This window comes from Brevibacillus sp. RS1.1, assembly GCF_013284365.1.
Taxonomy (GTDB): domain Bacteria; phylum Bacillota; class Bacilli; order Brevibacillales; family Brevibacillaceae; genus Brevibacillus; species Brevibacillus brevis_D.
The window spans coordinates 54,768-75,165 of sequence record NZ_JABSVA010000008.1 but is presented as its reverse complement, the minus strand read 5'-3'; the positions used below and the strand labels follow the sequence as shown (position 1 = coordinate 75,165).

The following is a 20,398-nucleotide window of genomic DNA, read 5'->3' as shown; positions in this document are numbered from 1 at the left end:
GCGAGAGCAAATCGGCTGTTACGTCATTTATTGGCGGGACACCTTGACGAGCTTCCCTGTCGAAGCATCGATAAAGCTATAGCCATTCTTCCATTTGCGTTGATAGACTAGTTGCGGTTCGGGAGCTCTTTGACCATCATACTGCTCCCACACGTAGACCAGCTCCAGGTCAATTTCTTGTTGGATCGTTTCTTTTGCTTCTGCTGCACTTACAATCTTTTTGGAATCTGGAAGGGTAACACCCGGGTTGAGTGGATGGAGGTTTAAATCGGTAATCGTGCCCGTCGCCTTGTCTACACCCACCATATAAAACTCGTCAGATACTTCGATCCCGTTGCGTTTTCCGTGAAAAGTGAATGAATACACTTTATCCTCTTCCTTATCCAGCTTGTTCTTGTCTACCCACTCCGGAATATCTTCTTCAGGAGACTCTACGATAAGCGTTAGCTCCGTTAACGCCGGGTCAAGATAAGGTACGAGTGCTGCGATCGCTTTTTTCTTCGCTTCCTCTACACTGATTTTCTGCTCTGTTTTTCGTTCGTCTGGGAAATTCAGATCGAAGTCGATGAGCCGATCACTCTGTTCATCTGTAATGAGGCTAACCATCTCAAATGCAGGCGTACCTTTATTTGAATCGTTCATCCACCGATAGGATTCGATTGTCTGAAGTCCTTCTAAAAGATTGTCCTTGTGATCATCGTATTCAAAGGTCGCACCAGAAACATCAATACCAAACTGTGTTTTCAGCCATTTCTCTCCTTGCTCGCGGGAAGCTATTTTGATGCTTTTCCCTTCTCCTTTTACATGAACACTCTCCCCTGCCATTTCTGTTTCTTCCCCTGTGACTTTGCCGGTCAGAGCATCGATCCAACCAATGGTATTCAGTTGATAAATAAGCATCGGTTTCTCTTCTGCCGATTTTCCATTTTGAGCATAGGAAATCGGCTGCTCCCATACGTATACCAGGTCCATCTTAAGCTTGTCCTTGTAGATTTTGCTTGCTTCCTCAAGTGTTATCGCTTTTTTCGGATCAGGCCAGTTCACTTTGCTAGGATCGATGAAATGATACGCTTCATAGCCAATAATATGGCCAGCATGATCAACGGATACGAAGATAGAGTTGTTGGACAGAGGGAGGTTATTGATGAGAGAGTGGTATTTCACAGTGGAGTGAGCCCATTCCAGCTTGTTGCCCTTCCCGTCACCTGATCCAGCTTTTCCCCTACCGAGTTTTTGTTCGGCTTTCAGCTGTTTTGCTTCCGTACCGAATAAATCCTCGATAAAAGTTGCAGCCTTGTCTCTGGCAAGCTTTTCTTCCGGATAATCAGCTGAAGCCCATGCTGGATTTTGGATATCCATAAGGAGCAATCGGCCCGTCTGTGCATCCAGCTCAAGGCTAACGGATGAGTATGCGTCATACTCTTTTTTTTCATCTGTTTTTGGCCTGTTGGTGAAGTGCAAGCTCCAGATCGGTGCCGGATAACGACCAAAGCCGTCTTCCTCATAATGTTTATCAATTAGTCGATACCCTTTCAACTCGGGAATCACCTCAAATAGCTTGTCCAGAGAATTCTGAACATCTTGGGAATAATCATTTTTTTGAGACGCTGCCTTTTTCACATCACTTGCTGCTTGTACTGTTGGTTGATGGGTAGTCCAAGCAGGTGCAGAGGCAAGTAAGCACGCCGCTATAACCGTCATCATGGATGAGTTGAGTTTCATTGGGCACCTCCAAATAGTATTTATATTTGCGGATAAGTTCTGTTTGGCCTTACCAAGGGTAAGACGGAAGGGCAATTATTCGCGTCACATATTATTCCATTTTTATTATATAATCCCTTATCTCTATTAAAAAACACGTCCTCGCGTTAATCGGCGAGGACGTGTAGTCTAAACCTATATTTTCACGGAACAGCCCGTTCTATCTGACCCCCTGAAAAGCTCGCGTACCTTCGTTTCCGTTTTCTTCGTTGGAAAAGAGGAAGACTTATCCTGTGGTACTCCTCTCTGACACCGTCAACTGCGAGGAGGTTTGGCAGTTTCTTCAAACCGATGTATTCGTTTATAGAACGTACTTCTGGGGATTCCCAGAAGTTTCGCCGCTTTCGACACATTCCCGTTTGTCTTTTGCAGCGCCTCGACCATTTGCTGCTGCATGATCTTATCGCGAAACGATAGAGAAGCCCGGTGCTCCTCCGTCCTCTGTTCAGGAAAGCTAAGGCTGGTAGAGACGCTTTTGCTCAGCTCTGCGCTTTGATGGAGCAAGGAATGCAGCTGATGTAAAAGGTCGTCGCATCTGTTCATAGAGAGAATCCGCAATTTATCCAGCACATTCATAAGCTCGCGAATGTTTCCTGGCCAGGTGTAATCCATCAGCGCGGCAAAGAATTCCGGAGGGAACACAGCATCCCAGTCATGCTTTTCACAGTAATGGTGAACGAGGTGCGGAATGTCTTCTGCCCTCTGCCTGAGTGCCGGAACATGCACGGGATAGACGTACAGACGATAAAAAAGGTCTTCTCGGAACTTCCCTTCTTTGACCAGTTGGTGGATATTGCGGTGCGTAGCCGCAATCACGCGAAAATCGACGGGTATCTCTTGGCTGCCGCCCAGCGGAGTTACTTTACGTTCCTGCAAGACACGGAGAAGCGCCACCTGCATGGAGTGTGGGATCTCCCCAATTTCGTCCAAGAAAATAGTTCCTTGGTGGGCAAGTTGGAATTTCCCCTTCACTCCGGTTCGCTTCGCCCCGCTGAATGCCCCTTCCACATAACCGAATAGTTCGCTTTCCAGCAGCTCTGTCGGGATCGCGCCGCAATTCACCGCAACGTACGGCCCGCTTGCCCACTTGCTGTTCTCATGAATCGAACGGGCGATCACTTCTTTTCCGGTGCCTGTCTCGCCCAGGATAAAGACATTGATGTCCGCGGAAGCTACCCGCCCAAGCTCTTCCAGCGTCTTTCGAAATGCACGGCTTGTGCCAGCCTCGCCGCGGAACCGAAACGGCTTGGCTGAATCCTTGTCCTGATAGACGGCCTGCCTCACCTGTTGCTCCCCTGCATTCAGAAGGTAGATACATTTTCCGATGAAACCACCGTGCTCCGCAGAGCAAATCGGCACTTCCATCCGATTTCGGTACCCGCGCATGTATATTTCTTCGGTACGCATTCCGCACCAGTTCGGAATGTTCTGACGAATAAGTCTGCTCGCCGCGACGACTTTTTGACGAGGGTTGCAAATGATGAGCGGCTGTTCCTTTTCCAGTACTTCCATCGAACCCTGAATCAATTCCATCTCGTCGTGATGAGAACGGAGCTTTACTTCTTTCTCCAGCGTATAGGCGGCCTGAGTGACAATCCCCAGCATGTATGGATGCGCCCGGTCAACCGGGCACGAAACGTCGAGGATACCCAGGACCTCCCCGTCATCGTTGCGTATTGGAGCGGCAGCACAGCTCCAACCATGGGAAGCTATGGAATAGTGCTCCGAGCCGGTTACCATAATCGGCTGCCCCAGCGACAGCGCCGTCCCAATTGCATTTGTCCCCATCTCGGCTTCCGTCCAGCGCACGCCCTCTACGAATCGTATTTTTTCGGCTACCTCCCGGACACTTTTGCTTCCTTTCATCCAGAGCACGTAGCCTTCTGGGTCGATTAAAAGCGCGATCATTCCCATCTCGCTCGCGAGTCGATCCATTTTTTCGAGAAAAGGGGCAGCGACGTCCATAAGCATAGCGTTCTTTTGCTGTTGGTGCCGGAGAGATTCCCCGCTCAGAATGTGCCTTCCCCGATCCAAGTACGGGCTGACTTGGGCGTTCCGGGAGCGATGCCAAGATTCGATGATGGATTGGTGAATCCGTGAAGAATCCAGTACGCCTTCCTGAACGAACTGCTTCCACATCTGCGAACTTAATGCGAATTCAAACAAGATACATTCCCTCCCTCAGTAACTCGCCTGAAGTAACTCCTGCCAGAATGTATGCAAGGTCGTCTCCTTTTGTCTAAATTCTAATCAATAATGGCAGCGTTTACAATGGCTGCAAATCAAAATTCCCCCTGGGTTACAGGGGGCTTTTGGTTGAGTCGATGCTTCAGGCGTGTACAGCATGACCGATGGCAGACAGCAGAGCTTCGTGAACAGCTTCTGACAACGTCGGGTGAGCAGAAATGAACGTTTCCATCATATCCGCCGTCATTTCCCCGTGGATCATGACCGTTCCTTGCCCAATCAACTCCGTCGCCCGCGGGCCTACGATGGACACACCCAGTATTTCGTTGTATTCCGGTTCCGTGATGACCTTCACCTTTCCGATCGCTTCACCGAGAATGATTGCCTTGCCATTAACGGAAAACGGGAATTCTCCGATTCTTACGTCTCCGTATTGGGACCTGGCTTGCTTCTCGGTGAGGCCGACACCAGCGATTTCCGGCGACGTGTAGATGCACCTCGGTACAGCCCGATAATTGGCTTTGGCGTCCAGACCGCATGCATGCAAGGCTGCTACTGTTCCCTCATGAAAAGCGACATGGGCGAGCTGGATGCCCCCGACAACATCCCCGCATGCGTAAATATGTGGCACGTTCGTTTGCATATGCCCGTTTACGGAAATACCTTGCTTGCCGAATGCTACACCCGCCCGATCAAGTTGCAGTTCAGCCGTCCGCGGCATCCTTCCGACAGCAACCAGCACGATCTCTGCTGTGGCTTCCCCGCTACCATCCGGATTCTTGAAACGAACGGTTTTCGTCTGCTGGTCGACCGACGTCAATGACGTGGAGGTCAAGATCTTCACCCCTGTTCGTTCCAGCTGATCTCGCAGAACACCCGCAATATCCGCATCTTCACCGGGGAGAATCTGATCCGCCATTTCAATCACTGTCACGTCGCACCCCATGCGACTGTATATGCTAGCAAACTCGCATCCGATGACGCCTCCGCCGATGATCAGCAATGTCTCGGGAATCGCCGAAAGCGACATCGCGTGTCCACTGTGGATGATCCAGCGACCGTCAAATGGCGCAAACGGTAGCTGAATCGGCTCCGATCCCGAGGCGATGATGATTTTATCGGCTTCAACAATTTCTTCTCCCTGATCCATCTTTACCGCTATTTGGCGTTGACTGACAAAACGAGCCTTCCCCGTAAGCACCTTGATTTTGTTTTTTCTCATGAGAAATCCGATTCCCATGACGAGTTGCTCTACGATGTTGTTTTTGTAGCTCTGCACTCCCGGCCAGTCAATCGATACTTCCTGTTCGGGCACGCGAATGCCGAAGCGGCCGGCATGCTTTATTTTCTCGGCCATCTCGGCGGACTCCAGGAGCGATTTGGTTGGCATACATCCTTCGTTCAGACAGGTCCCACCCAACACCCGCTGCTCGATCAGGGTGACCTGTTTGCCCTTTTGGGCGGCGACAATCGCCGCAACGTAGCCCGCAGGTCCCCCTCCGATCACTGCAATCGTACTCATCCCATCACGTCCTTCACAAGAGCATCCGGTACGGCTCTTCCAGGTATTTTCTCAGCGTGTATAAAAATTCGGCTGCCGGTGCTCCGTCCAGTACCCGATGGTCGAACGTCAGGCTGAGCGGGAGAATGCTCCGCCGCTGTACTTCCTCACCGATGAAGACAGGCGTTTCCTGCACAGCCCCTACGCCGAGAATGCCTGCCTCCGGCGAATTCAGCACTGGCGTAAAGAAATCAATTCCGTATGCCCCAAGGTTCGTGATGGAGAAGGTAGACCCTTGCATCTCTTCCATGCCAAGCGTCCCTTCCCGCGCCTGTGCAGCCAGCGCTTTGATCCGGCGGGAGAGGTCCAGCACCGATGTTGATTCTGCGTACCGAACGACTGGAACGACCAGCCCTTGTTCGAGCGCGACGGCTATTCCCAGGTGGACGTGCCCGTACCGATGAATCCGGTCATCGATATAGGCGCTGTTTACTTGCTTGTGCCTTTGGAGAGCGAGAACCGTCGCCCTCGCGATGAGATCAGTTACGGTCAGCTTGATTTCGTGCTCTTTTTGAGTGACTTCGTTCATTTTCTTTTGCAAAGCGATCAAATCCGTAACATCGGCCCGTGTGGTGATCGTAAGCTGGGCGCTTTCCTGCAAACTGGCCATCATCCGGGAAGCGATCACTTTCCGCATGCCCGTGACAGGCAATTGCTCCGTCGTTTCCTCCACGACAACGGCAGGTGGTCTATCATCCTCCGCTGCTACAGCCTGCTTCGCCTCCCGGTCAGCGATCGCCTTTTCTACGTCTTCCTTTGTGATCCTGCCCACCGGTCCCGTGCCGATGAGAGATTCGACGGGGAGGCCGGCCGCCTCGGCCAACTTGCGCGCGACCGGGGAAATTTTCACTTCTTTCGCACTCGTTGGACTTGCCGCAATCGTGTCCGACTTCGTCATAGCCACGGGCTCCTCCAGCTTTTTCTCGCCAGTAACCGTCTCGAACGTCGCCGTTGCGGCCGTTGCGGCCGTTTCCTCCGCGATTTGCTCGTTTGGATGACCGATATATCCAATGACCGTTCCAGGTGGCACACCCTCCCATTCCGAAACAGTGATTTTCAACAAAACACCGTTCGCCGGTGCTTCCAGGTCCGCTTCGATTTTTTCCGAGCTGATGCTAGCGATCACTTCTCCTTTGGATACCAGATCGCCGGCTTGTTTGTTCCAACGGGAAACCGTTCCCTCTTTCATCGCCATTCCCATCTTCGGCATGAGCACCTCGACTGCCATCGGTTTTCCCTCCGTTTTCTTCTTTCTTTCTGAATCAGACGCTTAGCAGCGATTTATCGCCAAGCAGTTCGGATACGACTTGAATCACCGTTTGCGGCGTCGGTAAATACAGGTCCTCCAGCACAGGCGAGAACGGAACCGGGGTATGCGGTGCCGTAATCCGCTTGATCGGCGCATCCAGACTGTCGAAGCCTTTATCCGCGACCAAGGCCGCGATGTCGGTCGCAATGCTACAGCGTGGATTCGCCTCGTCGATGACAATCAGCCGATTCGTCTTTTGAACGGACCCCAAGATCGTATCCTCATCAAGTGGCGACAGGCTGCGCGGATCGACGACCTCCGTTTCAATTCCTTTCCTGGCGAGCTGCTCCGCCGCCTCCAAGGCTGTATGCACCTGTTTACCGACCGCGACGATCGTCAGATCCGAACCGGCACGCTTGATGTCCGCCTTGCCGATCGGAATTGTGTAATAACCGTCTGGCACTTCCCCTGTCATGTTGTATAGCGTCTTGTCCTCAAAGAAGATTACGGGGTCATTGTCCTCGATAGATGCCAGCAGCAACCCTTTCGCGTCAGCAGGTGTGGACGGAACCACCACTTTAATGCCCGGAATGGCCGTGAACAGAGCATAAAGGCTTTGCGAATGCTGCGCCGCCGCCCGGAATCCGGCGCCGTGTGTCGTGCGGATCGTAACGGGCACCTGTGCTTTGCCCCCAAACATGTACCGGAACTTGGCCCCCTGGTTCAACACCTGGTCCAGGCAGCTTCCGATGAAATCGTTGAACATCAATTCCGCAATCGGGCGAAGACCAGTGGTCGCGGCAGCCATCGCCGCCCCGATATAGCCCGCTTCGGTAATCGGGGTATCCAGCACCCGCTCTCGGCCGAACTCCTGAACGAGGCCTTTCGTTACCCCGAGAACGCCTCCCCATGCTTCTTCATCCTGCAAATGGTCGACCTGTGCCCCGCCAGCTACGTCCTCGCCCATCAAAATCACGTTTTCGTCTCTGCGCATCGCGAGTTTCATCGCCTCGTTGATTGCCTGCGACATGGTTATTTTTTTAGTCATGTTCCCTTCCCCCTTTGCTATCGTTTTTTCAGTACGATACGTATACGTCTGTCAACAGTTCGGACGGCTCCGGGTACGGGCTGTTTTCCGAAAACGCGACTGCTTCCTCGACCGCTTTGTCAACAGCTGCTTCGATTTCACCTAGCTCGTTTTCAGTAAACAGCTTTCCAGAGAGCAGATCGTTCTGGAATTTTCTGATCGCGTCTATTTCCGACAGATGCGCCTTCTTCTCTTCATCTTTTTTGTATTTCTGGGCGTCGCCCTCAAAGTGGCCGTAGTTGCGGTACGTCACGCACTCGATCAGAGTCGGCCCCTCTCCCCGACGAGCACGCTCGATTGCTTCCTGCGCTGCCTGATAAACGGCCAGCACATCCTTGCCATCCACTCGGATGCCAGGAATGTTGTAAGCGATTGCACGGTCCGCGATGGTTTTGCAGCTGGAGGCGTACGAAAACGGCGTGGCTTCCCCATATCCGTTGTTCTCTGCTACGAACACGGCTGGCAGCTTCCAAATGGCTGCCAGGTTGATCCCTTCATGGAACGTACCCTGGTTGTTCGCTCCGTCTCCAAAGAAACATACACTTACAGCGCCTGTCTGCTTGTACTTGGCTGTCAAAGCGGCTCCGCAAGCAAGCGGATAGCCACCCCCGACAATGCCGTTTGCCCCGAGCATTCCTTTGTCCAAATCCGCAATGTGCATGGAGCCCCCCTTTCCTTTGCAAAGTCCCGTGGCCCTGCCGTAAATCTCCGCCATCATTCCATTCAGATCGCACCCCTTTGCGATGCAGTGTCCGTGCCCTCGATGCGTGCTGGTAATGGTGTCGCTGTCGTCCAGGTGCGCGCAAAGCCCGACCGCAATGGCCTCCTCCCCCGCGTATAAATGGACGAAACCAGGGATTTTCCCTTGGCCGAACAGGTCGTGCACCTTGTCCTCGAACTTCCGGATCTCCAGCATTTTTTGGTACATCCAAGCTGCCTTTTCACGGGACAACGGAATTCCTTTGACTTGCTGATCCACTTTCGTCATTTGCGTGTCTCCTCCTCGAACATGTTTTATTGGGGTCCGGCCTTTGACACAATGGATATCGCAAAAAGTATGCCAACCGTCGAAGCAGGTCACATTGCGTTTTTTTGTAACCGCTTTAATTTTGGCAGGAAACAAAAGTGGACACCTGTCTCATTTTGTCTCCTTTTGTACACTGGCTCACCGCGTGCCTTTGGAGTGTGGCAACGCAAAAAAACCTCCCGGCGTTATACCAGAAAGGCCTCATCTGCAAATCCTGTTCTATTACCTGGAGCAGCCTTATGCCGTTCAAAATGACAACCAGCTGTTCGCAGAAAACTGGCTTTGGTTTTTTGAACGATCGAACCCGGTTGGTCAATGGCAAGGTTGAACGAAAAAAGGCGCCATACGAGCTTGCGCTTCTCGCCCCAGACCCGAGCCAATAAAAACCCCGCCCCTCATGATGAGAAGCGGGATCACCTATGTTTATTTGAATGCCTTTCCTGTTACCGCATCCAGCCTAAAGCCAGAAATCGTGTCCACCGTATAAACTAGAAGTGGCTTTTGTTGCAGTTTCCCATCTGTTACCGGAAGCACATACCCCAATTCAACCGGATGGCCCTGCAAAAATCGCTTGGCTGCTTCTTCCCTCGATATGACTGTATCCAATTCCGGAAACGATTCGGTCGGACTCGTGAAATAGTCCATGAAATTGACGATCTCCCCAGTTTGCCCATCCACATTGACGAGGTATTGCTGATCACCAACAATCACGCCATTATGAAGGACGTAAAAGGTGAAGCTGTACGCCGTTGCAGAAGGCATCGACATCTGGGTCTCATCAATCTTTAATTCCTCCACACGGCTGTCCAGATAGGGCTGCAAAAACTCAACGGCTTTTTCCTTGGCCTCCTCATAGCTAAGCTGAGCATTTACTGGATTGTTCTGATGCTGGGTAGATCTGGCCGTCTCTGTACCACGCCGCACCTGAAAACCTGTAATTACCCCGTTGTTTGAGTAGACGGTGACTCTGCCTAGCCCTTTCTTGGCCTTGTAGGACGTCATCTGCTCGCCCTCCATCGTCTTCTTACCACCAGTGAGGATAAATTCGTCCAGATTCACCTGAAACTGTTCCGCCATAGCCTTTGCAACTTCTTCCTCCATTTGCACAGTGACCTTCTTGCCTCCAGGTGTTACCGGGATGGAAGCGGAGTACCGACTTGTATGCGACGCTTCCCCCCATACCTCTTCTCCTGTTACCGCATTCATGTATCCAGTCGTCTGAAGAGAGTACGTCAGCGATGGCTTCCCAGTATGTCTCGAACTCGCAAAATAGGTAAGCTCCATGAGCGACGCTACTTTCTCTGTGATCTCTTCTTCGGACAATACAGCGTCCGGTTCGGCAAACGACTCCGCAGATATTTGCAGTGGCGCGGCGTCGAACGTATTGACATACGTCACACCATTACGATTGACACCAACGACGTATCGGTCTGAGAAAACGGGTAGCCCATTTGCATAGCGCGTATAGGTCACCGCATCCCAATCAGTGCCGCTGGACTGACTCGCTTGGTATTGCTTGAATTCGTCTCCCAACAGCGCTTGTAAAAAGGCAGCAGATACTTGCTTCGCTTGTTCTTCTGTAGGCGAAGGGGCCCCTTCATTCATCGCTTTCTCATTTTCGTAACGGCTTATTTTCCCCGTGACTGCTACCATCTCTACAGATACGTACCGCTGTTCCCCTCCTTGCTCCTTTTGATAGAAGACAATCTCATAGATTCCATCTTCTTTTCCAATGACTTTGGGTTCTATCGTCTTTAATTCCGGAACGAGATTGAACAGCTTTTCCAAGGTTTGCTTCGCGGCAGGGGATACTTCCGCCAACTTCAGCTGCTGACCCTTTAACACGAGCGGAGCCTCTGGCTGCGTCGTCATGATAGATTCCGGATTGGTAATCAGCCGGGTAAAAATCGGCGCCAGCAAAAAGACTGCGAGCAGCACAGCTACGGATAATCCCAGTCGAACTGCCGTGCGTCGCGTTTTGCTTCTGCTTCGATGCTGTCGATCGACCTCGATCAGCTTTCTTTCCAATGTGTGCAAAAACTCGTTCCGGGGGACTGCATCCGGTCTGTTCCGAAATTCCTGTAACACTTCTTCATCGCTAGGAAATTTCATGCACACCAGCCCCCTTTTCATAAATGTGTAACGCCGTTTCCTTTACCATCTTCATCGCGCGGTGAAAGTCTACCTTGACCTTCGCCTCTGTGCAGCCGAGAATTTCCGCTGTTTCCTTCACCGTATACTCTCTGATTCCCCGCAATACGATGACGTTTCGGTACTTGGGCTTCAGTTGCAGCAGCGCTTTTTCAAAATGAGTACGTTCCTCTTTATCCTGCAGTTCTTTTTCCGGCAACCCCTCTGAGCTGGGCAACAGCTTTAGCAAGGTCCCGCCAAAAATTGTTTGCAGCCGTTTCTTTCTGTATTCATCGATGGCAACATGCTTGGCAATATGCAAAATCCAAGTGCGCATACTCGAGCGCTCCTCAAATCTGTGCAAGGATTTAATGACGCGCACAAACACTTCTTGGGTCAAATCCTCTGCGGCTTCCCGACTCCCATTAAAATGATAGAGATACTGATAGACTTCTTTGGAATACATCCTGTATATCCCTGATATGTCTTGCTGACCTCGATCTTCTCGAGCATCCAAGGCTTCTTCCTCCTCTTCTCGCGACAGGACATGATGGAATCCCGCTTCTCATGATAGAAAGCGGGACCGAATACGATTATTTGAATGACTTTCCTGTTACCGCATCAAGCAAGAAGTAAGAAACCGTGTCGATGGAATAAACCAGACTTGGCTTTGCTTGCACCTTCTCATTCTGAACAGGGAACATGTACCCGAGCACAGCAGGACGGTCTTTCAAAAACTGCTTGGCGGCTGCTTCTTTGGAAATGGCGGTCTTTTTGTCCGGGAACGGAGCAGATGGCTTCGTAAAGGAGTTCATGTAATTCACGATTTCCCCGGTCTGTCCGTCTACGTTGACAAGGTAATTCTGATCCGTAACAATCACGCCGTCATGCAGCGCGTAGAAGCTGAAGCTGTATGACGTTGCAGATGGCATCCTGATCTCTTTTTGATCGATCTTCAGCTCTTTTACACTAGAGTCGAGGTACGGCTGTAAAAACTGCACCGCTTTTTCCTTGGCTTGCTCGTACGAAAGCTGGGCATTTGCCGGTTTGTTGCCATGCTGTATGGCATTGGCCATCTCGACTTTCCCGCGGACCTGGAAGCCGGTCACTTCGTTGTTGTTCGTATAGACCGTGATTCTGCCATCTCTTCCCTTGGACCTGTAAATCGTTTCCCCTTCCCCTTTCATTTCCGCCGGGGTATGCGTATCCTTCTCTAACGTGATTCCATCCATCTGCATTTGAAATTCTTCTGTCAGCACTCTCATCGCTTCATCGGCATTGCTGGCTGTGAGCTTTTTGCCGCCTGGCTTGACCGCAATGACATCCGAGTAACGGCTTTTAAGGGAAAAGGCACTCTCGATTTCTTCTCCTGTCACAGCATCCAAGTATCCGGTCGACTCCAGCGAGTATTTCAAAGCCGGCTTTCCTGTCTCCTTTTTATGCGCGGAATACGTAAGCTCCATGAGCGAAGCTACTTTCCCCGTCACTTCTTCTTTGGACATTACCTTTCCTGGCTTGGCAAACAAGGAAGAGGCTGCTCGGAGCGGGGCGCCTTCAAACGTGTTCACGTACATGACACTCGAACCGTTGACACCAACGACATAACGATCGGTGAAAACAGGTACACCTTGCTCATGGCGCGTGTAGGTAACAGCATCCCATTCACCTTTTGTTGTCTGAGTGGCTTTGTACTTTTTGAAATCATCGCCCAAGAGCTTTTGCAAAAATGCCGCAGATTTTTGTTTGGCCACCGCTTCCGATGGCTGATTGTTTTGCTTCTGCATCTCCTGTTCGTTTTCGTAGCTATGCAAAGCACCAGTCGTTGCATCGAGGACCACCATGGCATACAGCTCCATCTTGCCCGGGGCAATTCTTTTGTCAAAGCGCAGCTCGTACACGCCGTTTTTTGGTCCGTTCATCTTTTTGTCCATATTTTTTAATTCAGGCTGGATGGTGTAGAGTGTTTGAAGTGTTTTTTCTGCTGCAAGTGAGAGCTTCATCTGCTCTTGATTGTCCACAGCTTGTACGGTCATTGTCGGGTGTTGCAGCCATACCGGAGTTGTCGCCAACAGGCTTGCCATTAGTAACGTGCTTGCCAATTTCTTTGTATGCTTCACAGTTGTTCCCTCCCAAGGAATTTTGTGTTTGTTTTTCGTCCTATGTAATAGTCGGAAAAACCACCGGGAGGTTACAAAATAAAAAAACCACCCTTTCAGGTGGCGATTTTCATGACCCGTGAGCAGTAGATAGAGACTCTTCTGGTGCCTCTGTTTGAAAATGTTCTCCCCACTCTCGTAAATACTCAATGACAGGTCCCAAGCCTTGCCCTAGCTCGGTCAATTCGTACTCTACTTTTGGCGGAACGACCGGATACACTTCACGCTTGACGATTCCTGCTTCCTCCAACTCCCGCAATTGTTCTGCCAGCATTTTATGATTCACACCGAGTATATTTTTCTTTAACTCTCCGTACCTTTTTTTCCCTTTGAACAGCTGACAAATGATGGATACCTTCCATCTTCCCGCAAAAACCGAGACGGCAAGCTCGATTGGGCAAGGATATTCCTTGCCATTTAATAGGTACCTCATCGCTGGTTTCTTCTTCATCCCACTCACTTCCCTTTTCGTAAGTATTAACCGAAAAAGTGCGTACTTACTTTTCTTTAGTGTATTCGGTATGCTTATTTTTGTAAAACACTTTTAACGGAGGGAGCTCATCATGCATAAAGATCAAATTATAGAAGCCTATCAATTCAGACATGCCTGCAAAGAGTTTGATGCAGCTAAAAAAATTACAACGGAAGACTTTGACTTTATTATGGAGACAGCTCGTCTGTCGCCTAGCTCCTTTGGTTTTGAACCATGGAACTTCCTCGTGCTGCAAGAGCCGACGCTTAGAGAGAAGCTGTTACCCGTCGCATGGGGTGCGCAAAAACAACTCCCGACCGCAAGTCATTTCGTCATCGTATTGGCTCGGACCAAACAAGAAATGACCGCTGATTCCGAATATATCCAACATATGATGAAAGACACGCAAGAGTTGCCGGAAAACGTCGTACAGCAAAAAGGCGCTGCTTACGATCACTTCCTGAAAAACGATTTCTCCGTGTTTGATGACGAGCGAGTCATGTTCGAATGGGCATCCAGACAGACCTACATCGCACTTGGCAATATGATGACATCTGCTGCGATGATCGGCATTGATTCCTGCCCCATTGAAGGCTTTGCAAAAGAAAAGGTTGAGGACATCCTTGCGGCGGAGGGGCTGCTGGACAGAGAACGTTTCGGCGTGGCTTGCATGGTGGCTTTTGGCTATCGGAAAAATGAACCCCGTGCGAAAACCCGACAAGCGAAAGAAGAGATTATTCGTTTTATCGGTTAAAATTCAGGATTGGTTACACGTAAAAAGCATTCGTATTCCGAATGCTTTTTGGCGTTCATCGTGACAAAAAAAGTAGTCGCCCGCAAAAGCAAGCGACTATCTTCCTTACCTATTTACTTACTCATCCGTATACTGAAAGCCTACGATGCGACCTGCTTCATCCACAGATATCGTGATTCCCTTGCCTGTGGCTGGACGGAACGTCACGTCTGCTGTCACAAAGCCATAGTCATAGTCTTCAAAAACGGCACCGCCACCGCCCCGCTCGACCTTTGCCTCTACTTTATACTGGCTTGATTGATCACCCACCAGCTGTTTTAGGAAAGCAGCTGCTTTCTCTTTTGCCATCTTCTCGGCAGGGAGCTTTTTCGAAACCCAATCTGGATTTTGGATCATGACTTTGCTCAATTCGTTTGTACGGGCATCCATGATAACGAAAGCTTCTGCGCGAGGGGTCGGACTGTACACTCGTTTTTGTGTTTCCATCATTTTCAGGAGTTGCCAGTTACCTTCGATGCCGTAATCATCATAATCGGAAAACTGCGCAGTGTCCGGGAAAAGCTTCGTCACCTCGGCTACTCCCTTTTCCACCTCAGGGGAAAACTTGCTCTGCTCCACACCCGTTGGAATGCTCACTTCGAATATTTTCTCATCAAATGCGGGTTGGAAATCCACCTTGTCTACGGTGTACGAAAATGCTTGTGCTTGATTGTGGGTGAAGGTCCGCTTGAGCAGCAGCCCTGTTTCTTTGTCGATCCACAGGTCATCCTGGTAATGATGAGGCTTGCCATTGATTTTCGCCTCTTCTTTTTTCGCGACGTGATACACAGCTCGATTCAACAGTTGTGCTTCCTTCACGGTGATCTCCACCTTCGAATCTGGCAGCGTCACTTTCAAGCGACTTAGCTCTCGCTTCGTCTTGTTGATTTCATTATCGTATGGGCCAATCGTTGCGGAGTGGACAAATCCTCTGCCGCCTTCTTGATACGCTGCCACCTGTCCCGCCTTCCCTACGGCATGCTGAACCCTTTTCCCATCTGAGATTTCCTCTCTCCATTCCCCTTTGATCGTGTTATCCCATGTTTTTGCCTTTTGGGTCTGGGTATCCTGCTTCACTTTCGATGTGTGCGTGGATTCAATGTACATGGAGACTGGCTGTTTTTTATCCATTTCTTTGAGGAGCTGATCAAAAGTGATCGCTTTCGCTTTATTCGCAGCGGCTACCATGTTGGTTTGTGCCTGTGCGATCCCGAATGGGGATACTGCTGAGAGAAGGAGTGCTGCCATGCTCACGGTAACAAGTGCTTGCTTTTTCATGTCGGTTCATCCTTTCGACTCGTTGATTGCTGTTCACTTGTTACGATCCTCCTCATGCACAGCTTGTGACACATCCCCCAGAAAAAATATTTTTTTCAAGTTCCTGTCACGTTTTTCTCCCCGGCAGGATCATCCCTTTTAGCAAATCGCTAGTATACATAGGGAGACAAACCACATGAAATTTCAAATGATCAACCACGCTTCGTTTCTATGGGAACACGATTCCATCAAATTATTGACCGATCCTTGGCTTACGGGAACTGCCTTTGATAACGGCTGGGGCTTATTAGCCAAGACCCGCTTCACCTCTGAGGATTTTGCCGAGATTACGCATATATGGTTTTCTCATGAGCATCCGGATCATTTTCATCCACAGAGCCTGCGAACCATACCCGAGGAGTATCGCAAGCGAATTACGATCCTCTACCAGCAGTCAACCGATAAAAAAGTGATCGATTGGTGCCGTGCCTTTGGCTTTCAGCAAGTCATTGAGCTCTCCCCGGACAAATGGTACTCCTTGTCCGACGATGTCTCTGTTTTATGTCGGCCGTTTCCTGTCGGCGATTCCTGGCTGTGCATCAAGACAGCAGACATGACGATCCTGAACCTCAACGATTGCGAGGTCAGCACCACACAAGAAGCCAAGGATATCCTGAACCGTGTCGGTGACATCGATCTAGTATGGACGCAATTCTCGTATGCAGGCTGGGCGGGGAACAAGGAAGACTTCCTGCTCCGCAAAAAGCGAGCCATGGAAAAGCTCGCCCGGGTGAAAAAACAGGTGGAAGTCCTTCAACCTCTCTACGTGATTCCCTTCGCCAGCTTCGCCTGGTTTTGTCACGACGAAAACTATTACATGAATGATGCGATCAATAAAGTAGACAGTGTGTACCGCCTTTTGCGGGAGGAAACGGATGCCGAACCAATTATTTTGTATCCCGGGGATACGTGGACGCCACATGAAGCCCATGATCCTGCAAAAGCGCTCGCCCTCTACGCACGCGACTATGAGAAGATGGCTTCCTCTCCTACTCTTCTTCCTTCGATCAAAATCGAATGGGACATGTTACTCGAGGCAGGCTTGGACTTCAAAGAACAGATTCGAAAAAATAATCATTCGCTGTTTCTCTCTATCGTTAGGCCCGTTACCTTTTATTTGTCAGACTATCAAAAGACATTTCGCTTTTCCCTAGCAGATGGGTTGATCGAATCCCCCTGCAATCCACTTGATTGTGATGTGGAGCTGTCATCTGAGGCCCTGCATTATTGCTTCACCCATTTGTGGGGATGGAGTACGCTACGCATTAATGGCAGACTGCAAGCGCCAAAAGGTCGGAATGCCCGTTTCAAGCGCTTTGTCATGCTCGGGCATGTTGCACAGCTAAACAATTTCGGTATTTATATGGGGTGGAACAGGGCGTTTTTGCGTTTTGCGTTAAATTATTTGAGAGAGAAGGTTCGCAACCGCTATATTACGACAAACAATATATGAAAATAGGTAATTGTACTCATTTTACCACAGTTTAAATAGGTGTATTTTATCCTAGTTCCCTTGGGCACGTAAGAGAGGGTGTTATTATTAGAATATTCGCAATTAACCTCCCGTATTCCCAATATTATGCACCCCATGATAGAATCGGAAAGGAAATTCCGCACATTTCCAATTATGTATAAAAAGGTGGATCAATTCAGATGAAAAAACTAGTATCCGTAGCTTTGCTGCTCTCCATGTTGGCTGTTTCTGCTTGTTCGAACAAGCCAGCTGATACAAAGCCAGCTGAGCAAAATGCAGCACAAACCACAGACGCTGCTAAACCAACTGAAGCTCCAAAAACAGATTCAACTACACCAGCTGCAACAACAAGCGACAAGCTGGAAGCGAAAAAGGTTCTGAACGACAAAGTGGAAATCTTGATTCCAAAAGGCTTTACTGTCATGTCCGAAGAGATGGCAAAAGCAAAATATCCAATGGAAAATCGTCCTTCCCTGATTTATACCGATGAAAAAGGTACCATTAACATTGCGTTTAGTCATACAGAAACACCTATTCAGGACAACCTTCTCAAAGACATGAAGGACCCAATGAAACAAGCTTTCTCCAACATGTACCAAGATGCAACCTGGTATCGCGATGAAGTTATCCAAATCAACGGAAAAAATGTTGGTGTGTTCGAACTTCTGACTCCAGCTGCTGATACAAAAATTTACAACCTCATTTTCTTTACAGAGCTCGACGGCAAAATGCTGATGACCACTTTCAATTGCACCGAGGCACAAATGGAAGAGTGGAAACCGCTCGCGCAAGAAATTTTGATGTCTTACAAAGTGCAATAAGGAAACAACGATTCCCCCTTATAAAGAGTAAAAGCACCCGCCAATGGGTGCTTTTTCTGTTTGTTGCATCCAACTCTTTCTACCAACGAAGCAAGGTCTCCGCGAAGGATACGGATTGGGAACTGCAATGCGGTCTATACCGGAGCTCCAACGGGTAGAGTAGGAGTTACAGTCTGTCGGAAACCCTCTCCCACGAATTGAACGTGGCTCTTGTATTACCCATCTGTTAATTCTCGATCTCGCAAGGAAACCAAAATAACGAATCCAATCATCACCTCTGTAATGTTAAACGCTACCTGCTGACCATTCCATACTTGTGATTGCCACATGGCGCACCACTCTGCACCCACAATGGCAAATCCGAAAAACCAGATGCAAAAAGCAACCATGTAAGCTATGTATGCGAATGTTTTCGAGTTATTGAACGTTTTTGCATCCTTTTTTACGTTACGCAGCATATTTCCTGTAGCGATCCAACCAAAAAGTGAGAATAATCCTTCCGCAATGATAATTCCGATATAAGGGATGGTGTGAGCAGTATGATACTCACGCCTCTTTTCCCTATTCCCTATACTGTCTTTACTCATTCTCGATCGGATTGACTCCCCCTTTCTCTTTGTAAGAAAAATCTATCTATTTTTATCGCGAGTATTCATATCCATTAGATGGAAACCTAATCATACTCCCATGTTCAACAGTTTGGAACGGTTTTGTCACATGTGTTTTTCTTAACAATGTTATGATGAAATGGATTCACCCCTATATAACAAACAATGAATATGTGCAAGGTTGTGATTATTATTTGGAAGCCTGATCGGTCGAGCAGTCAAACTTTATACCACCAAATAGCCGATGAGATTGAACGCAGAATTTCATACGGAGAGTTCCCCCCTGGGAGCCTGCTCCCTTCTGAGAGAAAACTGGCTGAGCAATTAGGTGTAAACCGAAGCACTGTTATTCTAGCGTACGAGGAACTCCGGGCATTAGGCATCATTGAGAGCAGAACAGGAAGCGGTACTCGTGTGTGTAAAAATAAATGGGAGGCAACTCCGAAGCATACACCGAACTGGCATCGATATGTAGAAGGTGGTCAATTCCTCCCGAATTTGTCTTATCTGCGTCGGATCAGAGAGGCCTTGCAAAAAGACAGCAGTCTCATCGATTTTGCGAGTGGAGAATTGTCTTCCCAGCTCTCACCTGGCAAGGAGATCAGTACCCAGATGAAGGAAAACCCCTTCACCGAATATTTGGGATACGATAATCCGCAAGGCTTTACGCCATTGCGTGAAGAACTGGTCTCCTATTTGTCACGTTACCGGAATGTACAGACAACGGACTCTTCCATTCTGATCACGTCGGGTTCTCAACAATCTCTGTATTTGATCACCCAATGTCTGCTTGCACCCGGCGATGCAGTTGCCATCGAAGATCCCTCTTATTGTTACTCGTTGCCTATGTTTCAATCTGCTGGTCTCCGTCTGTTCCGCCTCCCCGTCAGCAATAACGGCATGAATCCAGAAGATATTCGAGCCTTGTATAAAAAACATCGGATCAAGATGATCTTTATCAATCCTACTTTTCAAAACCCGACTGGGGTTTGTCTTGATCCCACTCGGCGCATGCAACTGTTGGATGTAGCAAGCGAACTTGGTCTTCCGATTGTAGAGGACGATCCATTCAGTCTCACTTCCTATGACGGCAAGCCTCCACTGCCACTCAAATCATTGGATCAGCTTGGCTCCGTTCTCTACATCGGTTCCTTTTCCAAAATTGCTGCATCCGGTTTACGAGTCGGTTGGATGGTGGCGCCTCATTCCGTTGTCGAGCGTTTGGCAGATGCCCGCCAGCAGATGGATTTTGGCCTGAGCGTGGTGCCACAAAAAATCGCGGCCCAGTTTTTGCATTCCGATAACTTCCTGCCTCATTTAGAGCGGTTACGCATGCATTTACAGTACAGAAGAGATTTGCTTGTGGAGGCACTCCAAAAAGAGTTGCCCAATGAGCTTTCTTTCTCCATTCCCCAAGGCGGATTACACTTGTGGTGTAAAATCAACCTGGATGTGAACGACAACCAGTTATTTGAAGAAGCCCTTCGCAGAGGCGTCGTTTTTGTGCCAGGAAGTGTGTATGGTTCAGACTCCGGCTACGTTCGCTTTACCTTTGCGCGACCAAAAGAAGAGGAAATTACGCTTGGTGTCGCTAAATTTGCGGATGCGTTGAAGGGGGTTTTGTTATAAAGATGGTGGTCGGCCAACGATTGTGGTCGGGGGAAGCCCTGCCACATGTTTTCCAGTCGCCTGTATCCTCTCTACGTTCGGGCGGTCTCCTTCCAAACATGTGACAGGACTTTCGTACAGCTTTTG

17 protein-coding genes are annotated in these 20,398 nt (G+C 49.4%); 5 read left to right on the top strand and 12 right to left on the bottom strand.

Going from position 1 to position 20,398, the window contains the following annotated elements; genetic code table 11:
- Positions 1 to 27: 27 nt before the first annotated feature.
- From HP570_RS22480 to HP570_RS22455, 6 genes are all read right to left on the bottom strand, one after another.
- Positions 28 to 1,722: a YcdB/YcdC domain-containing protein gene (locus HP570_RS22480; protein ID WP_173627208.1), complete on the bottom strand. Its 1,695-nt coding sequence runs from the start codon at positions 1,720 to 1,722 to the stop codon at positions 28 to 30.
- A 294-nt stretch (positions 1,723 to 2,016) separates the two neighbouring features.
- On the bottom strand, positions 2,017 to 3,900 hold the full coding sequence (locus HP570_RS22475; RefSeq protein ID WP_173627289.1) for a sigma-54-dependent Fis family transcriptional regulator: 1,884 nt from the start codon (positions 3,898 to 3,900) through the stop codon (positions 2,017 to 2,019).
- Between the two features lie 190 nt (positions 3,901 to 4,090).
- Positions 4,091 to 5,470 (bottom strand): dihydrolipoyl dehydrogenase, encoded by a 1,380-nt coding sequence (gene lpdA / locus HP570_RS22470; protein ID WP_173627207.1) that lies wholly within the window; start codon positions 5,468 to 5,470, stop codon positions 4,091 to 4,093.
- A gap of 13 nt (positions 5,471 to 5,483) precedes the next feature.
- Positions 5,484 to 6,737 (bottom strand): dihydrolipoamide acetyltransferase family protein, encoded by a 1,254-nt coding sequence (locus tag HP570_RS22465; protein ID WP_173627206.1) that lies wholly within the window; start codon positions 6,735 to 6,737, stop codon positions 5,484 to 5,486.
- Between the two features lie 34 nt (positions 6,738 to 6,771).
- Positions 6,772 to 7,806: an alpha-ketoacid dehydrogenase subunit beta gene (locus tag HP570_RS22460; protein ID WP_015893387.1), complete on the bottom strand. Its 1,035-nt coding sequence runs from the start codon at positions 7,804 to 7,806 to the stop codon at positions 6,772 to 6,774.
- A 28-nt stretch (positions 7,807 to 7,834) separates the two neighbouring features.
- Positions 7,835 to 8,833, bottom strand: a complete 999-nt coding sequence (locus tag HP570_RS22455) for a thiamine pyrophosphate-dependent dehydrogenase E1 component subunit alpha (protein WP_015893388.1) — start codon at positions 8,831 to 8,833, stop codon at positions 7,835 to 7,837.
- Between the two features lie 43 nt (positions 8,834 to 8,876).
- On the opposite strand from HP570_RS22455, the gene HP570_RS22450 reads away from it, so the two are divergent.
- Positions 8,877 to 9,200, top strand: a complete 324-nt coding sequence (locus HP570_RS22450; RefSeq protein WP_173627205.1) for a hypothetical protein — start codon at positions 8,877 to 8,879, stop codon at positions 9,198 to 9,200.
- Positions 9,201 to 9,295: 95 nt separating this feature from the next.
- Here HP570_RS22450 and HP570_RS22445 read toward each other — a convergent pair whose 3' ends face one another.
- The 4 genes from HP570_RS22445 to HP570_RS22430 all read right to left on the bottom strand — a co-directional run bounded on the left by HP570_RS22445 (position 9,296) and on the right by HP570_RS22430 (position 13,609).
- On the bottom strand, positions 9,296 to 10,984 hold the full coding sequence (locus HP570_RS22445) for a YcdB/YcdC domain-containing protein (RefSeq protein WP_173627204.1): 1,689 nt from the start codon (positions 10,982 to 10,984) through the stop codon (positions 9,296 to 9,298).
- A complete protein-coding gene (locus HP570_RS22440) occupies positions 10,971 to 11,519 on the bottom strand; it encodes an RNA polymerase sigma factor (protein WP_173627203.1) in 549 nt (182 codons plus the stop codon). Before HP570_RS22440 ends, HP570_RS22445 begins: the two co-directional genes overlap by 14 nt.
- Before the next feature lie 76 nt (positions 11,520 to 11,595).
- Positions 11,596 to 13,119, bottom strand: coding sequence for a YcdB/YcdC domain-containing protein (locus HP570_RS22435; protein ID WP_173627202.1), 1,524 nt, complete (start codon positions 13,117 to 13,119; stop codon positions 11,596 to 11,598).
- Between the two features lie 109 nt (positions 13,120 to 13,228).
- A complete protein-coding gene (locus HP570_RS22430; protein ID WP_041749657.1) occupies positions 13,229 to 13,609 on the bottom strand; it encodes a winged helix-turn-helix transcriptional regulator in 381 nt (126 codons plus the stop codon).
- A gap of 112 nt (positions 13,610 to 13,721) precedes the next feature.
- Here HP570_RS22430 and HP570_RS22425 point away from each other — a divergent pair, with 112 nt between their 5' ends.
- Positions 13,722 to 14,384: an NAD(P)H-dependent oxidoreductase gene (locus HP570_RS22425; RefSeq protein ID WP_173627201.1), complete on the top strand. Its 663-nt coding sequence runs from the start codon at positions 13,722 to 13,724 to the stop codon at positions 14,382 to 14,384.
- A gap of 117 nt (positions 14,385 to 14,501) precedes the next feature.
- Here the strand turns inward: HP570_RS22425 and HP570_RS22420 are convergent, their stop codons facing one another.
- Positions 14,502 to 15,701, bottom strand: coding sequence for a hypothetical protein (locus HP570_RS22420; protein WP_173627200.1), 1,200 nt, complete (start codon positions 15,699 to 15,701; stop codon positions 14,502 to 14,504).
- Between the two features lie 175 nt (positions 15,702 to 15,876).
- Here HP570_RS22420 and HP570_RS22415 point away from each other — a divergent pair, with 175 nt between their 5' ends.
- Both HP570_RS22415 and HP570_RS22410 read left to right on the top strand, forming a co-directional pair.
- A complete protein-coding gene (locus tag HP570_RS22415; protein ID WP_173627199.1) occupies positions 15,877 to 17,193 on the top strand; it encodes an MBL fold metallo-hydrolase in 1,317 nt (438 codons plus the stop codon).
- Positions 17,194 to 17,393: 200 nt separating this feature from the next.
- A complete protein-coding gene (locus tag HP570_RS22410; RefSeq protein WP_064202027.1) occupies positions 17,394 to 18,035 on the top strand; it encodes a hypothetical protein in 642 nt (213 codons plus the stop codon).
- Between the two features lie 215 nt (positions 18,036 to 18,250).
- Here HP570_RS22410 and HP570_RS22405 read toward each other — a convergent pair whose 3' ends face one another.
- A complete protein-coding gene (locus tag HP570_RS22405; protein ID WP_254495425.1) occupies positions 18,251 to 18,622 on the bottom strand; it encodes a DUF2165 family protein in 372 nt (123 codons plus the stop codon).
- Between the two features lie 186 nt (positions 18,623 to 18,808).
- Here HP570_RS22405 and pdxR point away from each other — a divergent pair, with 186 nt between their 5' ends.
- Positions 18,809 to 20,272 carry a MocR-like pyridoxine biosynthesis transcription factor PdxR gene (gene pdxR, locus HP570_RS22400; protein WP_173627198.1) on the top strand — a complete coding sequence of 488 codons (1,464 nt, stop codon included), beginning with the start codon at positions 18,809 to 18,811 and terminating at the stop codon, positions 20,270 to 20,272.
- Positions 20,273 to 20,398 lie beyond the last annotated feature (126 nt).